This window comes from Lachnospiraceae bacterium KGMB03038 (assembly GCA_007361935.1).
GTDB lineage: Bacteria > Bacillota > Clostridia > Lachnospirales > Lachnospiraceae > Massilistercora.
The window spans coordinates 2,354,695-2,368,396 of record CP041667.1 but is presented as its reverse complement, the minus strand read 5'-3'; the positions used below and the strand labels follow the sequence as shown (position 1 = coordinate 2,368,396).

Genomic DNA, 13,702 nt, shown 5'->3' with positions numbered 1-13,702 from the left:
TCTTACGCCTCCTTTCGGTATCCGATGGATTTTAACTCTGGAAGAGCAAAAGATTCCAGAAAAACAACGATGGCTGTGGTCAGGAGCCCTTCGATGACCGCGAGAGGCACTTGAGTAGGCGCGAAAACACCAAGGAATTTCACGACAGAAGCCAGAATCCCTCCGGCCTCAGAAGGATAGGCCAGGCCAAGCTGCACGCTGGTGATGCAATAAGTAAAAAGATCGCCCAAAGCCGCTGCCAGAAAAATGGAAAATCTGCGGTTTATGGAGGGTTTCTGGCAGAGTCTGTAGATTCCATATGTAAGAAGAGGGCCGGCAACAGCCATGGAAAATGTATTGGCCCCCAATGTGGTCAATCCTCCGTGGGCCAGGAGGATCGCCTGGAAGATCAGGACAATGATTCCCAGGATACTGACAGAACACGGGCCGAATAGAATGGCTCCAAGCCCGGTGCCGGTCATGTGGGAGCAGCTTCCGGTAACAGAAGGGATCTTCAGAGACGAGATCACGAAGATAAAAGCGCCGGACATGGCAAGCAGTGTGACAGCCCTGCGGTTTTCGGACAGCGTCCTGCGGATGGACAGGAAGCCGGCGGCCAGGAAGGGGAGACATAAGATCCCCCATGCGATGCAGCAGCCTGCCGGAAGATACCCTTCCATGATGTGCATAGCGTTAGCGGCCGGAACGACCGCGTTTGCCGCGGCAAATACAGCCAATGCGGCAATGAGTTTCTTTTGGTTTTGAGTCATCATAACTCCTCCTTTAGATTGATCGTTCTCAGAGAAAAGATTCTCTGGGTGTGCAAAAAAGGTACACAAAAAAGACACCTGACCGTCCTTCGCGGCCACGTGTAAACTGTCTGCAGCGGGTAGGTCTTCTGACTCAGGCTTCAACACGATGCTTCGCCTTCCCAGTTTCCCAGTGACATCATGAAGCATCATTCTTCCTCTACAGCGGCGGGACCGTGTGGGCTTTTGACCCAGCTTGTCTGTTACCCTGCCAAAGGCAGGCACCTCGCTACATTCAATCTTCTTCTATCATATAACAGCAGGGAAATACTGTCAAACAGATTCAGAAAACAAAATCAGCCAGGAAACTGGTTGCACATTTTTCTTTATATGATATGATGAATAGGCAGAAGAGCCGGACGGAGGATAGGAAAATGAGCAGACGGTATTTCCCGCTATTTGTAGATATATCTTGCCAAAAGATCGTTGTAATAGGCGGCGGCCAGGTGGCCCAGAGAAGGATTGAGACGCTTTTATCCTTTGGAGCCGATCTGTGGGTCGCGGCGCCGGAAATAACAGAGCGGCTGAAAGATTTAGCGGAAGAAGGAAGAATCCGTTGGATGCGGGAAGCTTATTCTGATATGCTGTTTGAAAAGCTGCCGGATATGAAGATCCTTCTGGCGGCTACGGACGATCCAGAGTGTAACGAGGCGGCGGTGAAAGAAGCCAGAAAGCGGGGCATCCTGGTAAATGCGGCTCACAAGAAAGAATTGTGCGATTTTTATTTCGCGGCGGTAGCAGGGAAAGACGAAATAGTGGCGGGGATCTGTGCCTCCGGTTTAAGCCACAAGAAAGCAAGAAGAGCGAGAGAAGCTGTAGAACGAGCTCTTAAGAGCATGGATGAAGAGGTATGAGGACCGCCGGATGGAAAGAACAGTAGAGAGAAGGAGCAGCGACATGAAGGAGATCATCATTGGAAGCCGAAAGAGCCGGCTTGCTTTGATCCAGACAGAACTTATAGCGGATCAGCTTCGGGAAACATTCCCGGAAGTCCGTATCCAGGTCCGGAAGATTGAGACTACCGGAGACCGCAGGCAGGATCTTTCTCTGGATCAGATGGGAGGAAAAGGCGTATTCATCAAGGAACTGGACCGGGCGCTGCTGCAGGGGGAGATCGATCTGGCAGTGCACAGCCTTAAAGATATGCCGATGGAAACGGCAGAGGGATTGCGGATGGAAGCAGCCTGGCCAAGAGAGGACGCGAGAGATGTGCTGGTCCTTCCGGAAGGAAAGATGGAATGGAAAGGGACGGGCGTGATCGGCTGTTCCTCCTTCCGCAGAAGGCTTCAGGCTCAGCGGCTGTTCCCAAAGGCCCGATTTCAGAATATACGCGGAAATGTACTGACCCGTCTGGATAAGCTGGACCGTGGGGAATATGACGCATTGATCCTGGCGGCGGCAGGGTTGAAACGCCTGGGGCTGGAAGAGCGGATATCCCGATTTTTCTCGATAGACGAGATCCTTCCGGCGGCAGGCCAGGGAATCTTGGCGGTTACGGCCAGAGCGGGAGAGGTGGAAGACTTTTTAAAAGCCTGCGCCCGGCGGGAGACCACGGCGGTGGCAGAGGCGGAGAGGGCCTTTGTCCGATATCTGGGCGGCGGCTGTTCCTCACCCATCGCCGCATACGCAGAGTGCCGGGAGGGAAAACTGATCCTGAAAGGGCTGTACTACGATGAGGACAGCAAAGGCTGGCAGATCGGAGAGAAAGCGGGAGTTCTTGCGGAAGCAAAAGCTCTCGGCCGCCGTTTGGCCCAGGAGATGAGAACCCAGAATCAGGCAAGGAGAGAAGATAGATAAATGAAAACAGGAAAGGTGTGGCTGGTAGGAGCTGGTCCTGGAGACGTAAGGCTTCTCACGGTGAAAGGAAAAGAAGCGCTGGAAGAGGCGGAAGTAATCGTTTACGATCACTTGGTAAATAAAGACCTGCTGGCAATATTCGGCCAGGGAAAGGAATTGATCAACGTGGGAAAACAGGCGGGGCATCACCTGATCCCCCAGGAAGAGATCCAGAAGATTCTGAAGAGAAAGGCCAGAGAAGGGAAACGGGTAGTCAGGCTCAAGGGAGGAGATCCCTTTCTCTTTGGCCGGGGCGGTGAGGAAGCCAAAGAACTGGCGGATGCCGGGATTGATTTTGAGATCGTGCCGGGAGTGACTTCCGCTCTTGCGGTGCCGGCTTATCAGGGAATCCCCGTGACCCACCGGGATTATGCTTCCTCCTTACATATCATTACCGGACATAAGAGAGGAGAAAACACAGAACCCATCAACTATCAGGCCCTGGCTTCTCTGGATGGGACGCTGGTATTCCTGATGGGAGTGGCGGCTCTTCCTCAGATCACGGAACATCTGATAGAGGCGGGAATGGACCCGGAGACTCCGGCCGCTGTCCTGCAGGAAGGGACTACCGCCAGCCAGAAGCGGGTGCTTGGGACCCTGGAGACTCTGGCGGAAAAGGCGAAGACGGCGGAAGTGCGCCCGCCGGCGGTGATCGTGGTGGGAGAGGTGTGTACCCTGGCCCCTGATCTGGAATGGTATGGGAAACTGCCCCTTGCGGGAGTGCGGGTTCTGCTGGCAAGACCAAGGGAACGGATGAACCCTCTGGCAAAAAGGCTGAGGCAGAAAGGCGCCCAGGTTCTGGAAGTACCGGCTATTGAAACGGTCCCCATCCCAGGGCAGGAACAGCTCATTTCCTGTATGGGAGAGCTGGAATCATATGACTGGCTGGTGTTTACCAGTCAGGCAGGAGTGGATTGTTTTTTTCAAACGTTGGAAGAACAGAACATAGATATCCGGCGGCTGTACGGCAGAAAGATTGCTGTGATCGGGGAGGGGACAGGCATGGCCCTGAAACGGAGAGGGATATACCCGGACTTAACCCCGGAAGTATATGACGGCGTTTCTCTCGGAAGAACGCTGGCAGAGCAGGGGATCCAAGGAAAGCATATTCTGCTGCCAAGAGCTGAGAAAGGGAACCGGGAGCTGGTACCGATCCTGGAAGAGGCCGGGGCGTTGGTGGAAGATGTGCCGGTCTACCGAACGGTCCAAAGTGACAGTCAGATAATCGATATCAGAGAAGAGTTGGAACAGAATAGGATTGACTGTGTGGTGCTGACCAGCGGATCTGTGGCGATGGGATTTGCCAGAATGGCCCAAGGGGCAGACTTGTCCAAAGTCACGGCTGTCTGCATCGGAGAACAGACAGCCAGACATGCCAAAGCATGCGGCATGAGGTGCCGGATTGCCAGAGAAGCAACGGTAGAGGGAATTGAAGAAGAGATCGAAAAGATAACGAAGGAAGGATAAAAGGGAACATGATCAAAAGACCAAGAAGATTGCGAGACAGCGAGATACTGCGGAAAATGGTACGGGAGACAAGAGTGGATAAAGCCTCTTTGATCTACCCCATTTTTGTGAAAGAGGGGAACGGGATCTGTGAAGAAATCCCTTCTATGCCGGGGCAGTACCGGTATAGTGTGGACCGTTTGGCGTTTGAATTGGAAAATGTAGTGAAAGCGGGCGTTTCATCGGTCATGCTTTTTGGCATCCCGGAAGAAAAAGATGCATGCGGAAGCCAGGCATACGCGGAGGATGGAATCATCCAGAAGGCGCTGCGGGAAGCGAAGAAACAAGTTCCGGATCTCTACTATATTACAGATGTATGCCTGTGTGAGTATACCTCCCACGGACACTGCGGGATGCTCCGCGGTCATAAGATCGACAACGACTCTACCATCGGGCTTCTGGCGAAGACAGCCCTTTCCCAGGTGCAGGCGGGCGCGGATATGGTGGCCCCCTCTGATATGATGGACGGCCGTGTGGGGGCGATCCGCAGTCTCTTAGATGAGATGGGATATGAGAACACGCCCATTATGTCTTACGCGGTGAAATATGCCTCTGGATTCTACGCGCCTTTCCGGGATGCGGCGGACTCGGCTCCTTCCTTTGGAGACCGGAGCAGTTACCAGATGGATTACCACAACAGCAGGGAAGGTATCCGGGAGATTCTTCTGGACGAAGAGGAAGGCGCGGATATCATCATGGTAAAACCGGCCCTTGCTTATCTTGATATGATCGTGAAGGCGAAGGAAGCCACTTCTCTTCCGATCGCGGCCTACAGTGTCAGCGGAGAGTATGCGATGATCAAAGCGGCGGCAGAGAAGGGCTGGATTCAGGAAGATAAGATGGTCTGCGAGACGGCGGTAGCGGCCTTCCGGGCCGGAGCCCAGAGCTATCTGACCTACTACGCCAAGGAATTGGCGGGATATATCGATCAGGGACGGATCGGGTAGGATAAGAGACCATACTCAGACACCGGATGGACAGCGGCGCAGCGCATCCAGAATGTCCGGGAGCCCACGGGAATCGGAATAGATCTGATAATAAGGCTCCTGGATATCCGGCAGATAATGAGCGTCTGAGTTAGAGATCATGCGGCACCTCTGGAAATAGGGGTGCTCTTTTTGTATCCTGTGAAGCTGGTCAAAACTGCTGATCTCAGCACAGGGGAATGTACTGTCGGGCGGAACAAATCCCAGGTTCGCCAGAAGGCTGTTGGAAGATTTGTCCACATGGGCGGGGAACGCCAAACCGCGGTAGGATTCCACAAGAGAAAAGACATCGGAAAAAGAAATGTCCGTAGCGTTGATCAAAAGGCGTTCCACCTCTCCTGTCACCTGATCCTGCTCATCCAGAATCTGCTGCCGGCCGAAAATATCCGGCCGGTTTTGAATAGGAAGGATCCGCTCATAGACAAACTGGTCGAAGGACATAGCGTTTTCCAGTGAGGGAAACAGACAGACCACATGGACCTCTTCGGAGGTAGTCAGCTCCATTCCGGGAATCACGGTGACACCGCAGATCTCTCCGTGGCGCATAGCGGCGGCGCAGTTCCTGCAGGAATTGTGGTCGGTCAGGGCGATCACGTCCAGTCCCTTGACAGCGGCCATACCCACCAGGTTGGCAGGAGTCATGTCGTCATCGCCGCAGGGGGAAAGACAGGAATGGATATGAAGATCGTAATACAGGGGGATCATAGGAGTTTCTCCTGGATCTTTAATCCCGCGTCGAAGACGGGGAGTTCTGTGGACAGAACGGTGATCCCCTGGTCGGAAGCGCAGGCAAGGTCTTCTGGGGACAGCAGGACGCCTTCCGCCAGTATGATGCAGGAAACGTCCGCCAGAGACGCCACTGCCAGCGTGTTCCGGTTGCCCATGACGGTCACCCAGGCCGCATCTGCCGGGGCCTTGCTCATGGCAATACTTAAAAGGTCGCAGCAGAAGACCTTGGAAATGGGCTTGGATATGTTTCCCTGGGCCTGCAGGGTAAAAAGTTTTGTTTCGATCAGATTTTCTACCGTCATAGCTTATCGCTCCCTTTTGTCTAGTTCAGTGGTCAGCTTCTCAATATAAGCTTCCATAGAAAATTCCCCGGCTTCTCCGCTTTCTCCATCTCCGTCCGGAGAGTGGGAGAGATAGGCAATCTCCTTAGCCAGCGTGTTGATATATTCATGGAACAGATAAATACAGTCGTTTTTGGAGGCTTCACCTCGTACGATATCCTCCGCCAGCGCCCGGCAGGTGGGAGCGCCGCAGGAGCCGCAGTCCAGCCCCGGAAGCTGTTCCGTCAGTTCTTCGATAGCGCCCATCATTTCCAGGCTTTCCAGGAAAGAATCACCAAGCCGGAAGACGGGTTCGTATTCCACATAAGAAGACCAGTGATAGTCGATGTCCGGATAGTTTTCTCCATGAGTCTGGGCTACAGGGAGATAGCGGTGGAGTTTCTTGGACTTGGCGGTAGCTACATAAGGGTTTTCTACCGTCAGAGGACCTCCCACACATCCGCCGTTACAGGCATTAAGCTCTACGAATTTCAGCCCATGGAATTTTTCGTCTTCCAGATCGCTCAAAACCCGCAAAGCGCCCATGATGCCATCGCAGGCCAGATAGTCATCGGTGATGAGTCCGGCGGCCTCGCCGCCGGCGTTGCTCCAGCCGATGCCGATGCGTCCGGAAGAGGCCAGAGGTTTTAACTTGGTCTCATCGTCAGTCATATGCTCCAACAAGATGGGATAGACATCTTTGATAGCCAGGACCTTGTCGATCTGGCTCTTTTCAATGCCAAGCGGAGCTTTGGCATAAGTTACCTTTGACGGGCAGGGAGAGATGAAAAAGATGCCGATCTCTTCTGGAGCAAGGCCGGATTTTTCCGCCGCTTTTTTACGGGCGATCTCTGCCGCCACTTCTACCGGAGGTTTCAAAGGAAGCAGGCGCGGGATCAGCGTGGGGAATTTCACCCGGACAATCCGTACGATAGACGGGCATGCGGTGCTGATAAAGGGCGCTTCATCTCTGTGTTCGCTAATATAAGCGCGGGAAGCTTCCGATACCAGTTCCGCGGCCGCGCTGACCTCGAACACATCGTCAAATCCCATGGAGAGCAGAGCGTTCAAAACCACGTCTACATTCTTGAGATTGTTAAACTGGGAATAAAGGGAAGGAGCCGGAAGAGCTACTGTATACTTGTAATTCTGGATCTCTTCCACCGAATCATAAACAGGGATCTTGGCATGGTGCGGGCAGTAACGGATGCAGCGGCCGCAGTCCACGCAGAACTGAGGTTTGATCCTGGCTTTCCCGTTTTGCACCCGGATAGCCTGGGTGGGGCAGTATTTAATGCAATTGATGCATCCCCTGCAGGCTTCCGTATCCAGTTGTACAGAATGAATAAATTTATCCATGCGAGTCTCCTCCCTGATGTCGATCCGATTTGCCGCTTTAGCTGTTTATGACTATTACAGACGGATATCCATAGTTACCGTGGTGCCGACGCCCACAGTGGAATCTATATCCATGTGATCTGAATATTTCTGCATGTTTGGGAGCCCCATTCCGGCGCCAAAGCCAAGAGAACGGACCTCTTCCGGGGCGGTGGAATATCCGGCCTGCATCGCTTTGTCTATATCCGCGATGCCAGGTCCTGTATCGGCCAGGACAATGCGGATATTATCCTGGCTGACATCCACATCGATGACCCCGCCGTCCGCGTGGATGACCATGTTGATCTCTCCTTCGTACATGGCGATAGACACCTTCCGGATCACATTACTGTCTACGCCCATCAGTTTTAATTTATTCTTCACACTGCTGCTGGCTGCGCCGGCGCGGGTAAAATCATCTCCAGGTATATCATAATGAAAAGTCAGATGTTCCGTCATTGATTGAAAGCACCTCCACGTAAGCCATTGCTGTATAGGATCCCACAGGAATTAAACATCCCGTGTTCTGTGCAGAGGATCACGATTTCTTTATCCTGCGCGAGAGCCAGGATCGTTTGATCCGGAATCTTATTCCGGACAAAAATGATACAGACAATATCCAGCATCTCTGCCGTGCGCACCACCTGAGCATTGCAAAGGCCTGTGATCAGAGCGGATTCTTCGCTGGCAAAAGCCAGAACATCGCTCATCATATCAGAAGAGAAAGCGTATTGTACTTCCCGGTCCAGGAAATCCAGGCCGTAGAGAACGTCCGCGCGCAAAAGTGTTTTGATCTTTTCGATGGTCATAGATATCTCCCTTTTTGACAGCTTTATTTTTTCCAGTATATCACCGTGGAAAATGAAAATCAACAGGATATTGTATAATATTACCAAAAACAAGTTCGATATTTGCGATTTTTTTAACAACATTGTTAAAAAATTTGTTTAAAAATTCTGAAATTTAATAATATTTAGAATTAAAATATGTGGCTTTTTCATAATCTGTATGATAAAATGATATGGAAATTCAATGTGTCTGCAAGGAAGAGCAATGAAAAAAATAAGACAGTAAAGGGAGGTAAAAAGAAGAATGCTTTCTAAAAAAAGTACAGTTCAGTTTAACGGAACGGAAGCGCAAAAGCAAGAACTGTTGGAAATGATTGCCGAGCTGAAAGATGAAAAAGGTTCTCTTATGCCAATTTTGCAGAGGGCTCAAGAAATCTACGGATATCTGCCGATCGAAGTGCAGAAGATCATTTCTGATGAGACGGGAATCCCGCTTGAGAAGATCTACGGAGTGGCTACCTTTTATTCCCAGTTCAATCTGAACCCCAAGGGGCGGTACCGGATATCCGTCTGTCTTGGAACAGCCTGTTATGTAAAAGGCTCTGGGGATATATATAATAAGCTGATGGAAAAATTAGGGATCGTGGGCGGAGAGTGTACGCCGGACGGGAAATTTTCTCTGGATGCCTGCCGCTGTGTAGGAGCCTGCGGCCTTGCGCCGGTCATGATGGTCAACGACGAGGTGTATGGCCGTCTGACGGTGGATGATATTGACGATATTCTGGCAAAATACGAATAGCCATGCTGACAGAAATTTCCCTGCATGTGCTGGATGTGGCGGAGAACTCTGTGCGGGCCGGCGCCAGTCTCATAGAGATCAGCATGGAGGCAGATACGAAGAAAGACAGGCTTATAGTCACTATCAAAGATAATGGATGCGGAATGAGTAAGAACCAGGCGGAACAGGCGCTAGATCCGTTTTATACTACCCGGACTACCCGGAGGATAGGACTTGGGATCCCTTTTTTTAAACAGGCGGCAGAAGGTTCCGGCGGAAACTTTGAACTTTGTTCAAAAGAAGGAGAAGGAACCCTTGTGAGGGCAATATTTGGACTGTCCCATATCGACCGGATGCCTGTAGGGGATATCAACGCTGCCATCTATACTTTGATCGTGTACAACGAGCAGATTGATTTTCATTACCGGTATGCTCTGGATGGAAGAGAATTTGTGCTGGATACCAGAGAAATGCGAGAAATTCTGGGAGATATCTCTTTCCAGGACGCGGAGGTGTCCAGATTTATCAAAGACTATCTGGCAGAAGGAAAGAAGGAAGTAGACGACGGAACATTGTGGTGAGGATGAGACGATAAGGAGGATGAGTATGAAATCTCTGGAAGAATTAAAAGCGATAAGAGAACGGAACCAGAGTAAAGTAGGAGTGCGCTCTGAGAGTGAGACCCAGACCAGAGTGGTGGTAGGCATGGCAACCTGCGGCATTGCCAGCGGAGCCAGGCCGGTGCTGGCCGCCCTTTCGGATGCGGTACAGAAGGAATTTTTGACGGATAAGATCAGCGTGACCCCCACTGGCTGTATCGGATTATGCCAGTATGAGCCGATCGTGGAAGTACTGGAACCGGGAAAAGAGAAGGTGACCTATGTAAAGATGACCCAGGAGAAAGCAATGGAAGTATTTGATCTGCATTTGAAAAAAGGGCAGGTGGTCACCAAGTATACACTAGGCGCTGTACAGGAATAAAGAAGGAGGTATGAGACAATGTATCGTTCGCATGTTTTGGTTTGCGGTGGAACAGGATGTACTTCCTCTGGCAGCCAGAAGATCAGAGAAAAACTAGAAGAAGAGATCAAGAGAAACGGATTGGAGCAGGAAGTAGGCGTGGTAAAGACAGGATGTTTTGGTCTGTGCGCGCTGGGACCGATCATGATCGTGTACCCGGAAGGTTCTTTCTATGCCATGGTCAAGGAAGAAGACATTCCGGAGATCGTGTCTGAACACCTGCTCAAAGGCCGGGTGGTAAAACGTCTCCTGTATGATGAGACAGTGAAGAATACGGAAGAGATCCTTCCCCTTCAGGAGACCCAGTTCTATAAGAAACAGCACCGGGTGGCCCTTAGGAACTGCGGTGTGATCAATCCGGAGAATATTGAAGAATACATAGGCACTCATGGATATGAAGCTCTGGGAACGGTGCTGACTACTATGAAGCCGGAAGACGTGATCCAGATCATCTTAGACAGCGGATTAAGGGGCCGGGGCGGCGCCGGATTCCCCACTGGATTGAAGTGGAAATTCGCGGCCGCCAACCAGGCAGATCAGAAATATGTCTGCTGCAACGCGGACGAGGGAGATCCGGGTGCGTTTATGGACCGTTCCGTATTGGAAGGAGACCCCCATGTGGTGCTGGAAGCCATGGCTATCGCGGGATACGCCATCGGGGCTTCCCAGGGGTATATTTATGTGCGGGCCGAGTATCCTATCGCGGTAGAGCGGCTGAATATCGCTATCAAGCAGGCGAGAGAATACGGACTTCTGGGCAAGAATATCTTTGATACGGGATTCGACTTTGATATCGAACTGCGGCTGGGAGCCGGCGCCTTTGTCTGCGGAGAGGAAACGGCGCTTATGACTTCCATCGAAGGAAACCGCGGCGAGCCCCGTCCCCGTCCGCCATTCCCCGCGCTGAAAGGATTGTTCCAGAAACCAACGATCTTAAATAACGTAGAGACCTATGCCAACATCCCCCAGATCATCCTTAATGGAGCGGAATGGTTCGCTTCCATGGGAACGGAGAAATCCAAAGGAACGAAAGTATTCGCCCTGGGCGGCAAAGTAAAGAACACCGGACTGGTAGAGATTCCCATGGGAACTACTTTGAGAGAGATCGTAGAGGAGATCGGCGGAGGGATCCCAAACGGAAAGAAATTCAAAGCGGCGCAGACAGGAGGACCTTCCGGAGGCTGTATCCCGGCGGAACACTTTGACGTGCCCATCGACTACGATAACCTGATCGCCATCGGTTCTATGATGGGATCAGGCGGTCTGATCGTCATGGATGAGGATACGTGTATGGTGGACATCGCTAAGTTCTTCCTGGAATTCACGGTAGATGAATCCTGCGGAAAATGTACGCCATGCCGGATCGGTACCAGGCGGATGCTGGAGATCCTGGAGAAGATCACCAACGGCCAGGGAACCATGGAAGATCTGGATAAATTGGAAGAACTGGCGGCGCATTTGAAATCAAATTCTCTGTGCGCCCTGGGACAGACGGCGCCCAATCCGGTGCTTTCCACCCTGCGTTATTTCAAGGATGAGTATATTGCCCATATTGTGGATAAGAAATGTCCGGCAGGTGTCTGCAAGGCTCTTCTTTCTTATAAGATCGACGCGGATAAATGTAAAGGCTGTACGCTGTGCGCAAGGACTTGTCCGAATGACGCGATCACAGGCGCTGTAAAAGAGCCCCACGTCATTGACCAGTCGAAATGTGTCAAGTGCGGAGCTTGTATGGAAAAATGCCGGTTCGGCGCGATCTATAAAGAGTAAGGGAGGAGAGAGACTATGGAAAAAGTGAATTTGAAAATCAATGGACTGAATGTAACGGCTCCCGCAGGCTCTACGATCCTCGAAGCGGCCCATCTTGCGGGAATCCGCATACCAACGCTGTGTTACCTCAAAGAGATCAACGAGATCGGAGCCTGCCGGATGTGCGTGGTAGAAGTGGCAGGCGCCAGGAATCTGGTGGCGGCCTGCGTATATCCAGTCAATGAAGGGATGGAGGTCTACACCAACACCCCAAGACTGATCGAGTCCAGGAAACGGACATTGCAGCTTCTGCTTTCCAATCATGACAAAAAGTGTCTGTCCTGCGTGCGCAGCGGGAATTGTGAACTGCAGCAGCTCTGCCGGGAGTATGGCGTAGAGGATGAGGATTATTTCCAGGGAGAGACCAACCACTATGAACTGGATGACTCTGCGGCCCATATGATCCGGGACAATAATAAATGTATCCTGTGCCGCCGGTGCGTGGCTACCTGTGAGAAGACTCAGGGCATCGGAGTGATCGGACCGAATAACCGCGGATTTGCTACTTCCATCGGATCGGCCTTCGAGATGGGACTTGGAGAGACCAGCTGTGTTTCCTGCGGCCAGTGTATCGCTGTCTGTCCAACGGGCGCCCTCTATGAGAAGGATTATACCCAGCAGGTGCTGGATGCCATTGCGGACCCGGATAAATACGTGGTGGTACAGACGGCTCCTTCCGTGCGGGCTGGTCTTGGCGAAGAATTTGGATATCCTATGGGAACGGATGTGGAAGGAAAGATGGCGGCGGCTCTGCGCCGGATCGGATTCGATAAAGTCTTTGACACGGACTGGGCGGCAGACCTTACCATTATGGAGGAAGCCACCGAGCTTTTGGACCGGATCAAGAATGGCGGCGTGCTTCCATTGATCACCTCCTGTTCACCGGGATGGATCAAATACTGTGAGCACTATTTCCCGGATATGACGGAGAATCTATCCTCCTGTAAGTCGCCGCAGCAGATGTTTGGCGCTATGCTGAAAACTTACTTTGCTGAGAAAGAAGGCATTGATCCCAAGAAGATCATATCTGTCAGTGTTATGCCATGTACAGCCAAGAAGTTTGAGATCGGCAGGGACGACCAGGCGGCAGCAGGGGTTCCGGATGTAGATATCGCCCTTACCACAAGAGAGCTGGCAAGGCTGATCAAGCGCTGCGGCATTAATTTCCAGATGCTTCCGGATGAAGAGTTTGACGATCCTATGGGAGAGTCCACTGGCGCGGCCGTGATCTTCGGCGCTACCGGAGGCGTTATGGAAGCGGCTCTGCGTACCGCGGTGGAAGTGCTGACAGGAGAAGAGCTTGGAAATCTGGATTTCACAGATGTGCGCGGAACAAAGGGCATCAAGGAGGCCGCTTACAATGTGGCGGGCATGGACGTGAAAGTGGCAGTTGCTTCCGGCCTTGGAAATGCCAGAGAGCTGCTGAATAAAGTGAAATCTGGCGAAGCCCAGTATCACTTTATCGAGATCATGGGATGTCCCGGCGGCTGCGTCAACGGCGGCGGCCAGCCTCAGGTGTCAGGCGAAGTGCGTAACTTCACGGATGTGCGGGGAATCCGGGCAAGCGTTCTGTATAAGAATGACGCGGCGAAAACCATCCGTAAGTCTCATGAGAATCCGGCTATCAAGAAGCTCTATGAAGAGTATCTGGGAGAACCGGGAAGCCATAAAGCACATGAAACCTTGCATACAACGTATGTAAAGCGGACCATCAACGGATAAAGAGAGAAAAGAGAGCGGAGAAGGCAAGGGACTTCTCCGCTCT

Annotated in this window: 15 protein-coding genes and 1 riboswitch; of the genes, 9 read left to right on the top strand and 6 right to left on the bottom strand. The window is 51.9% G+C overall.

All coding sequences use genetic code 11. The features are described from left to right. Window positions 1-2: 2 nt before the first annotated feature. A complete protein-coding gene (locus FND36_11535; protein ID QDW75617.1) occupies window positions 3-749 on the bottom strand; it encodes an energy-coupling factor ABC transporter permease in 747 nt (248 codons plus the stop codon). 100 nt (window positions 750-849) lie between these two features. After that, a riboswitch (cobalamin riboswitch) is annotated at window positions 850-1,032 on the bottom strand. A gap of 91 nt (window positions 1,033-1,123) precedes the next feature. On the opposite strand from FND36_11535, the gene FND36_11530 reads away from it, so the two are divergent. Genes FND36_11530 through hemB form a run of 4 tightly spaced genes read left to right on the top strand, consistent with a single transcriptional unit; the run spans window position 1,124 to window position 5,077 of the window. Beyond that, a complete protein-coding gene (locus tag FND36_11530; GenBank protein QDW74613.1) occupies window positions 1,124-1,642 on the top strand; it encodes a bifunctional precorrin-2 dehydrogenase/sirohydrochlorin ferrochelatase in 519 nt (172 codons plus the stop codon). 43 nt (window positions 1,643-1,685) lie between these two features. Further along, on the top strand, window positions 1,686-2,585 hold the full coding sequence (hemC, locus tag FND36_11525; GenBank protein QDW75616.1) for a hydroxymethylbilane synthase: 900 nt from the start codon (window positions 1,686-1,688) through the stop codon (window positions 2,583-2,585). Next, the gene (gene cobA / locus FND36_11520; GenBank protein QDW74612.1) at window positions 2,586-4,091 is read left to right on the top strand and encodes a uroporphyrinogen-III C-methyltransferase; all 1,506 of its coding nucleotides are present in this window, start codon (window positions 2,586-2,588) and stop codon (window positions 4,089-4,091) included. It begins immediately after the preceding gene. An 8-nt stretch (window positions 4,092-4,099) separates the two neighbouring features. Further along, complete coding sequence (gene hemB, locus FND36_11515) at window positions 4,100-5,077, top strand: porphobilinogen synthase (GenBank protein ID QDW74611.1); 978 nt, start codon at window positions 4,100-4,102, stop codon at window positions 5,075-5,077. 15 nt (window positions 5,078-5,092) lie between these two features. On the opposite strand, the gene FND36_11510 is transcribed toward hemB, so the two are convergent. The 5 genes from FND36_11510 to FND36_11490 are packed head-to-tail and all read right to left on the bottom strand — an operon-like array spanning window position 5,093 to window position 8,351. Further along, on the bottom strand, window positions 5,093-5,821 hold the full coding sequence (locus FND36_11510; GenBank protein ID QDW74610.1) for a PHP domain-containing protein: 729 nt from the start codon (window positions 5,819-5,821) through the stop codon (window positions 5,093-5,095). Then, a complete protein-coding gene (locus tag FND36_11505; GenBank protein ID QDW74609.1) occupies window positions 5,818-6,147 on the bottom strand; it encodes a hypothetical protein in 330 nt (109 codons plus the stop codon). The genes FND36_11510 and FND36_11505 overlap by 4 nt, the downstream gene beginning before the upstream one ends. A gap of 3 nt (window positions 6,148-6,150) precedes the next feature. Beyond that, window positions 6,151-7,524 carry a 4Fe-4S dicluster domain-containing protein gene (locus FND36_11500; GenBank protein ID QDW74608.1) on the bottom strand — a complete coding sequence of 458 codons (1,374 nt, stop codon included), beginning with the start codon at window positions 7,522-7,524 and terminating at the stop codon, window positions 6,151-6,153. Between the two features lie 54 nt (window positions 7,525-7,578). Then, on the bottom strand, window positions 7,579-8,001 hold the full coding sequence (locus FND36_11495) for an anti-sigma regulatory factor (GenBank protein ID QDW74607.1): 423 nt from the start codon (window positions 7,999-8,001) through the stop codon (window positions 7,579-7,581). Further along, window positions 7,998-8,351, bottom strand: coding sequence for a hypothetical protein (locus tag FND36_11490; GenBank protein QDW74606.1), 354 nt, complete (start codon window positions 8,349-8,351; stop codon window positions 7,998-8,000). The genes FND36_11495 and FND36_11490 overlap by 4 nt, the downstream gene beginning before the upstream one ends. A 283-nt stretch (window positions 8,352-8,634) precedes the next feature. Between FND36_11490 and FND36_11485 the strand changes: the two genes are divergently transcribed. From FND36_11485 to FND36_11465, 5 genes are read left to right on the top strand one after another with little or no spacing between them, the layout of a single operon-like run. Next, window positions 8,635-9,129, top strand: a complete 495-nt coding sequence (locus tag FND36_11485; GenBank protein QDW74605.1) for an NAD(P)H-dependent oxidoreductase subunit E — start codon at window positions 8,635-8,637, stop codon at window positions 9,127-9,129. Window positions 9,130-9,131: 2 nt separating this feature from the next. After that, complete coding sequence (locus FND36_11480) at window positions 9,132-9,689, top strand: ATP-binding protein (protein ID QDW74604.1); 558 nt, start codon at window positions 9,132-9,134, stop codon at window positions 9,687-9,689. 25 nt (window positions 9,690-9,714) lie between these two features. Further along, entirely contained in the window at window positions 9,715-10,089 is a 375-nt protein-coding gene (locus FND36_11475; protein ID QDW74603.1) for a (2Fe-2S) ferredoxin domain-containing protein, read from the top strand. Between the two features lie 18 nt (window positions 10,090-10,107). Next, the gene (nuoF, locus tag FND36_11470; protein QDW74602.1) at window positions 10,108-11,898 is read left to right on the top strand and encodes an NADH-quinone oxidoreductase subunit NuoF; all 1,791 of its coding nucleotides are present in this window, start codon (window positions 10,108-10,110) and stop codon (window positions 11,896-11,898) included. Window positions 11,899-11,913: 15 nt separating this feature from the next. After that, window positions 11,914-13,659 carry a 2Fe-2S iron-sulfur cluster binding domain-containing protein gene (locus tag FND36_11465; GenBank protein QDW74601.1) on the top strand — a complete coding sequence of 582 codons (1,746 nt, stop codon included), beginning with the start codon at window positions 11,914-11,916 and terminating at the stop codon, window positions 13,657-13,659. Window positions 13,660-13,702: the final 43 nt, after the last annotated feature.

What these genes read in the sequence shown, in the direction of transcription:
- FND36_11535 (QDW75617.1), bottom strand. Translation starts at nt 749, where the DNA reads ATGACTCAAAACCAAAAGAAACTCATTGCCGCATTGGCTGTATTTGCC.
- FND36_11530 (QDW74613.1), top strand. Translation starts at nt 1,124, where the DNA reads ATGATGAATAGGCAGAAGAGCCGGACGGAGGATAGGAAAATGAGCAGA.
- hemC (QDW75616.1), top strand. Translation starts at nt 1,686, where the DNA reads ATGAAGGAGATCATCATTGGAAGCCGAAAGAGCCGGCTTGCTTTGATC.
- cobA (QDW74612.1), top strand. Translation starts at nt 2,586, where the DNA reads ATGAAAACAGGAAAGGTGTGGCTGGTAGGAGCTGGTCCTGGAGACGTA.
- hemB (QDW74611.1), top strand. Translation starts at nt 4,100, where the DNA reads ATGATCAAAAGACCAAGAAGATTGCGAGACAGCGAGATACTGCGGAAA.
- FND36_11510 (QDW74610.1), bottom strand. Translation starts at nt 5,821, where the DNA reads ATGATCCCCCTGTATTACGATCTTCATATCCATTCCTGTCTTTCCCCC.
- FND36_11505 (QDW74609.1), bottom strand. Translation starts at nt 6,147, where the DNA reads ATGACGGTAGAAAATCTGATCGAAACAAAACTTTTTACCCTGCAGGCC.
- FND36_11500 (QDW74608.1), bottom strand. Translation starts at nt 7,524, where the DNA reads ATGGATAAATTTATTCATTCTGTACAACTGGATACGGAAGCCTGCAGG.
- FND36_11495 (QDW74607.1), bottom strand. Translation starts at nt 8,001, where the DNA reads ATGACGGAACATCTGACTTTTCATTATGATATACCTGGAGATGATTTT.
- FND36_11490 (QDW74606.1), bottom strand. Translation starts at nt 8,351, where the DNA reads ATGACCATCGAAAAGATCAAAACACTTTTGCGCGCGGACGTTCTCTAC.
- FND36_11485 (QDW74605.1), top strand. Translation starts at nt 8,635, where the DNA reads ATGCTTTCTAAAAAAAGTACAGTTCAGTTTAACGGAACGGAAGCGCAA.
- FND36_11480 (QDW74604.1), top strand. Translation starts at nt 9,132, where the DNA reads ATGCTGACAGAAATTTCCCTGCATGTGCTGGATGTGGCGGAGAACTCT.
- FND36_11475 (QDW74603.1), top strand. Translation starts at nt 9,715, where the DNA reads ATGAAATCTCTGGAAGAATTAAAAGCGATAAGAGAACGGAACCAGAGT.
- nuoF (QDW74602.1), top strand. Translation starts at nt 10,108, where the DNA reads ATGTATCGTTCGCATGTTTTGGTTTGCGGTGGAACAGGATGTACTTCC.
- FND36_11465 (QDW74601.1), top strand. Translation starts at nt 11,914, where the DNA reads ATGGAAAAAGTGAATTTGAAAATCAATGGACTGAATGTAACGGCTCCC.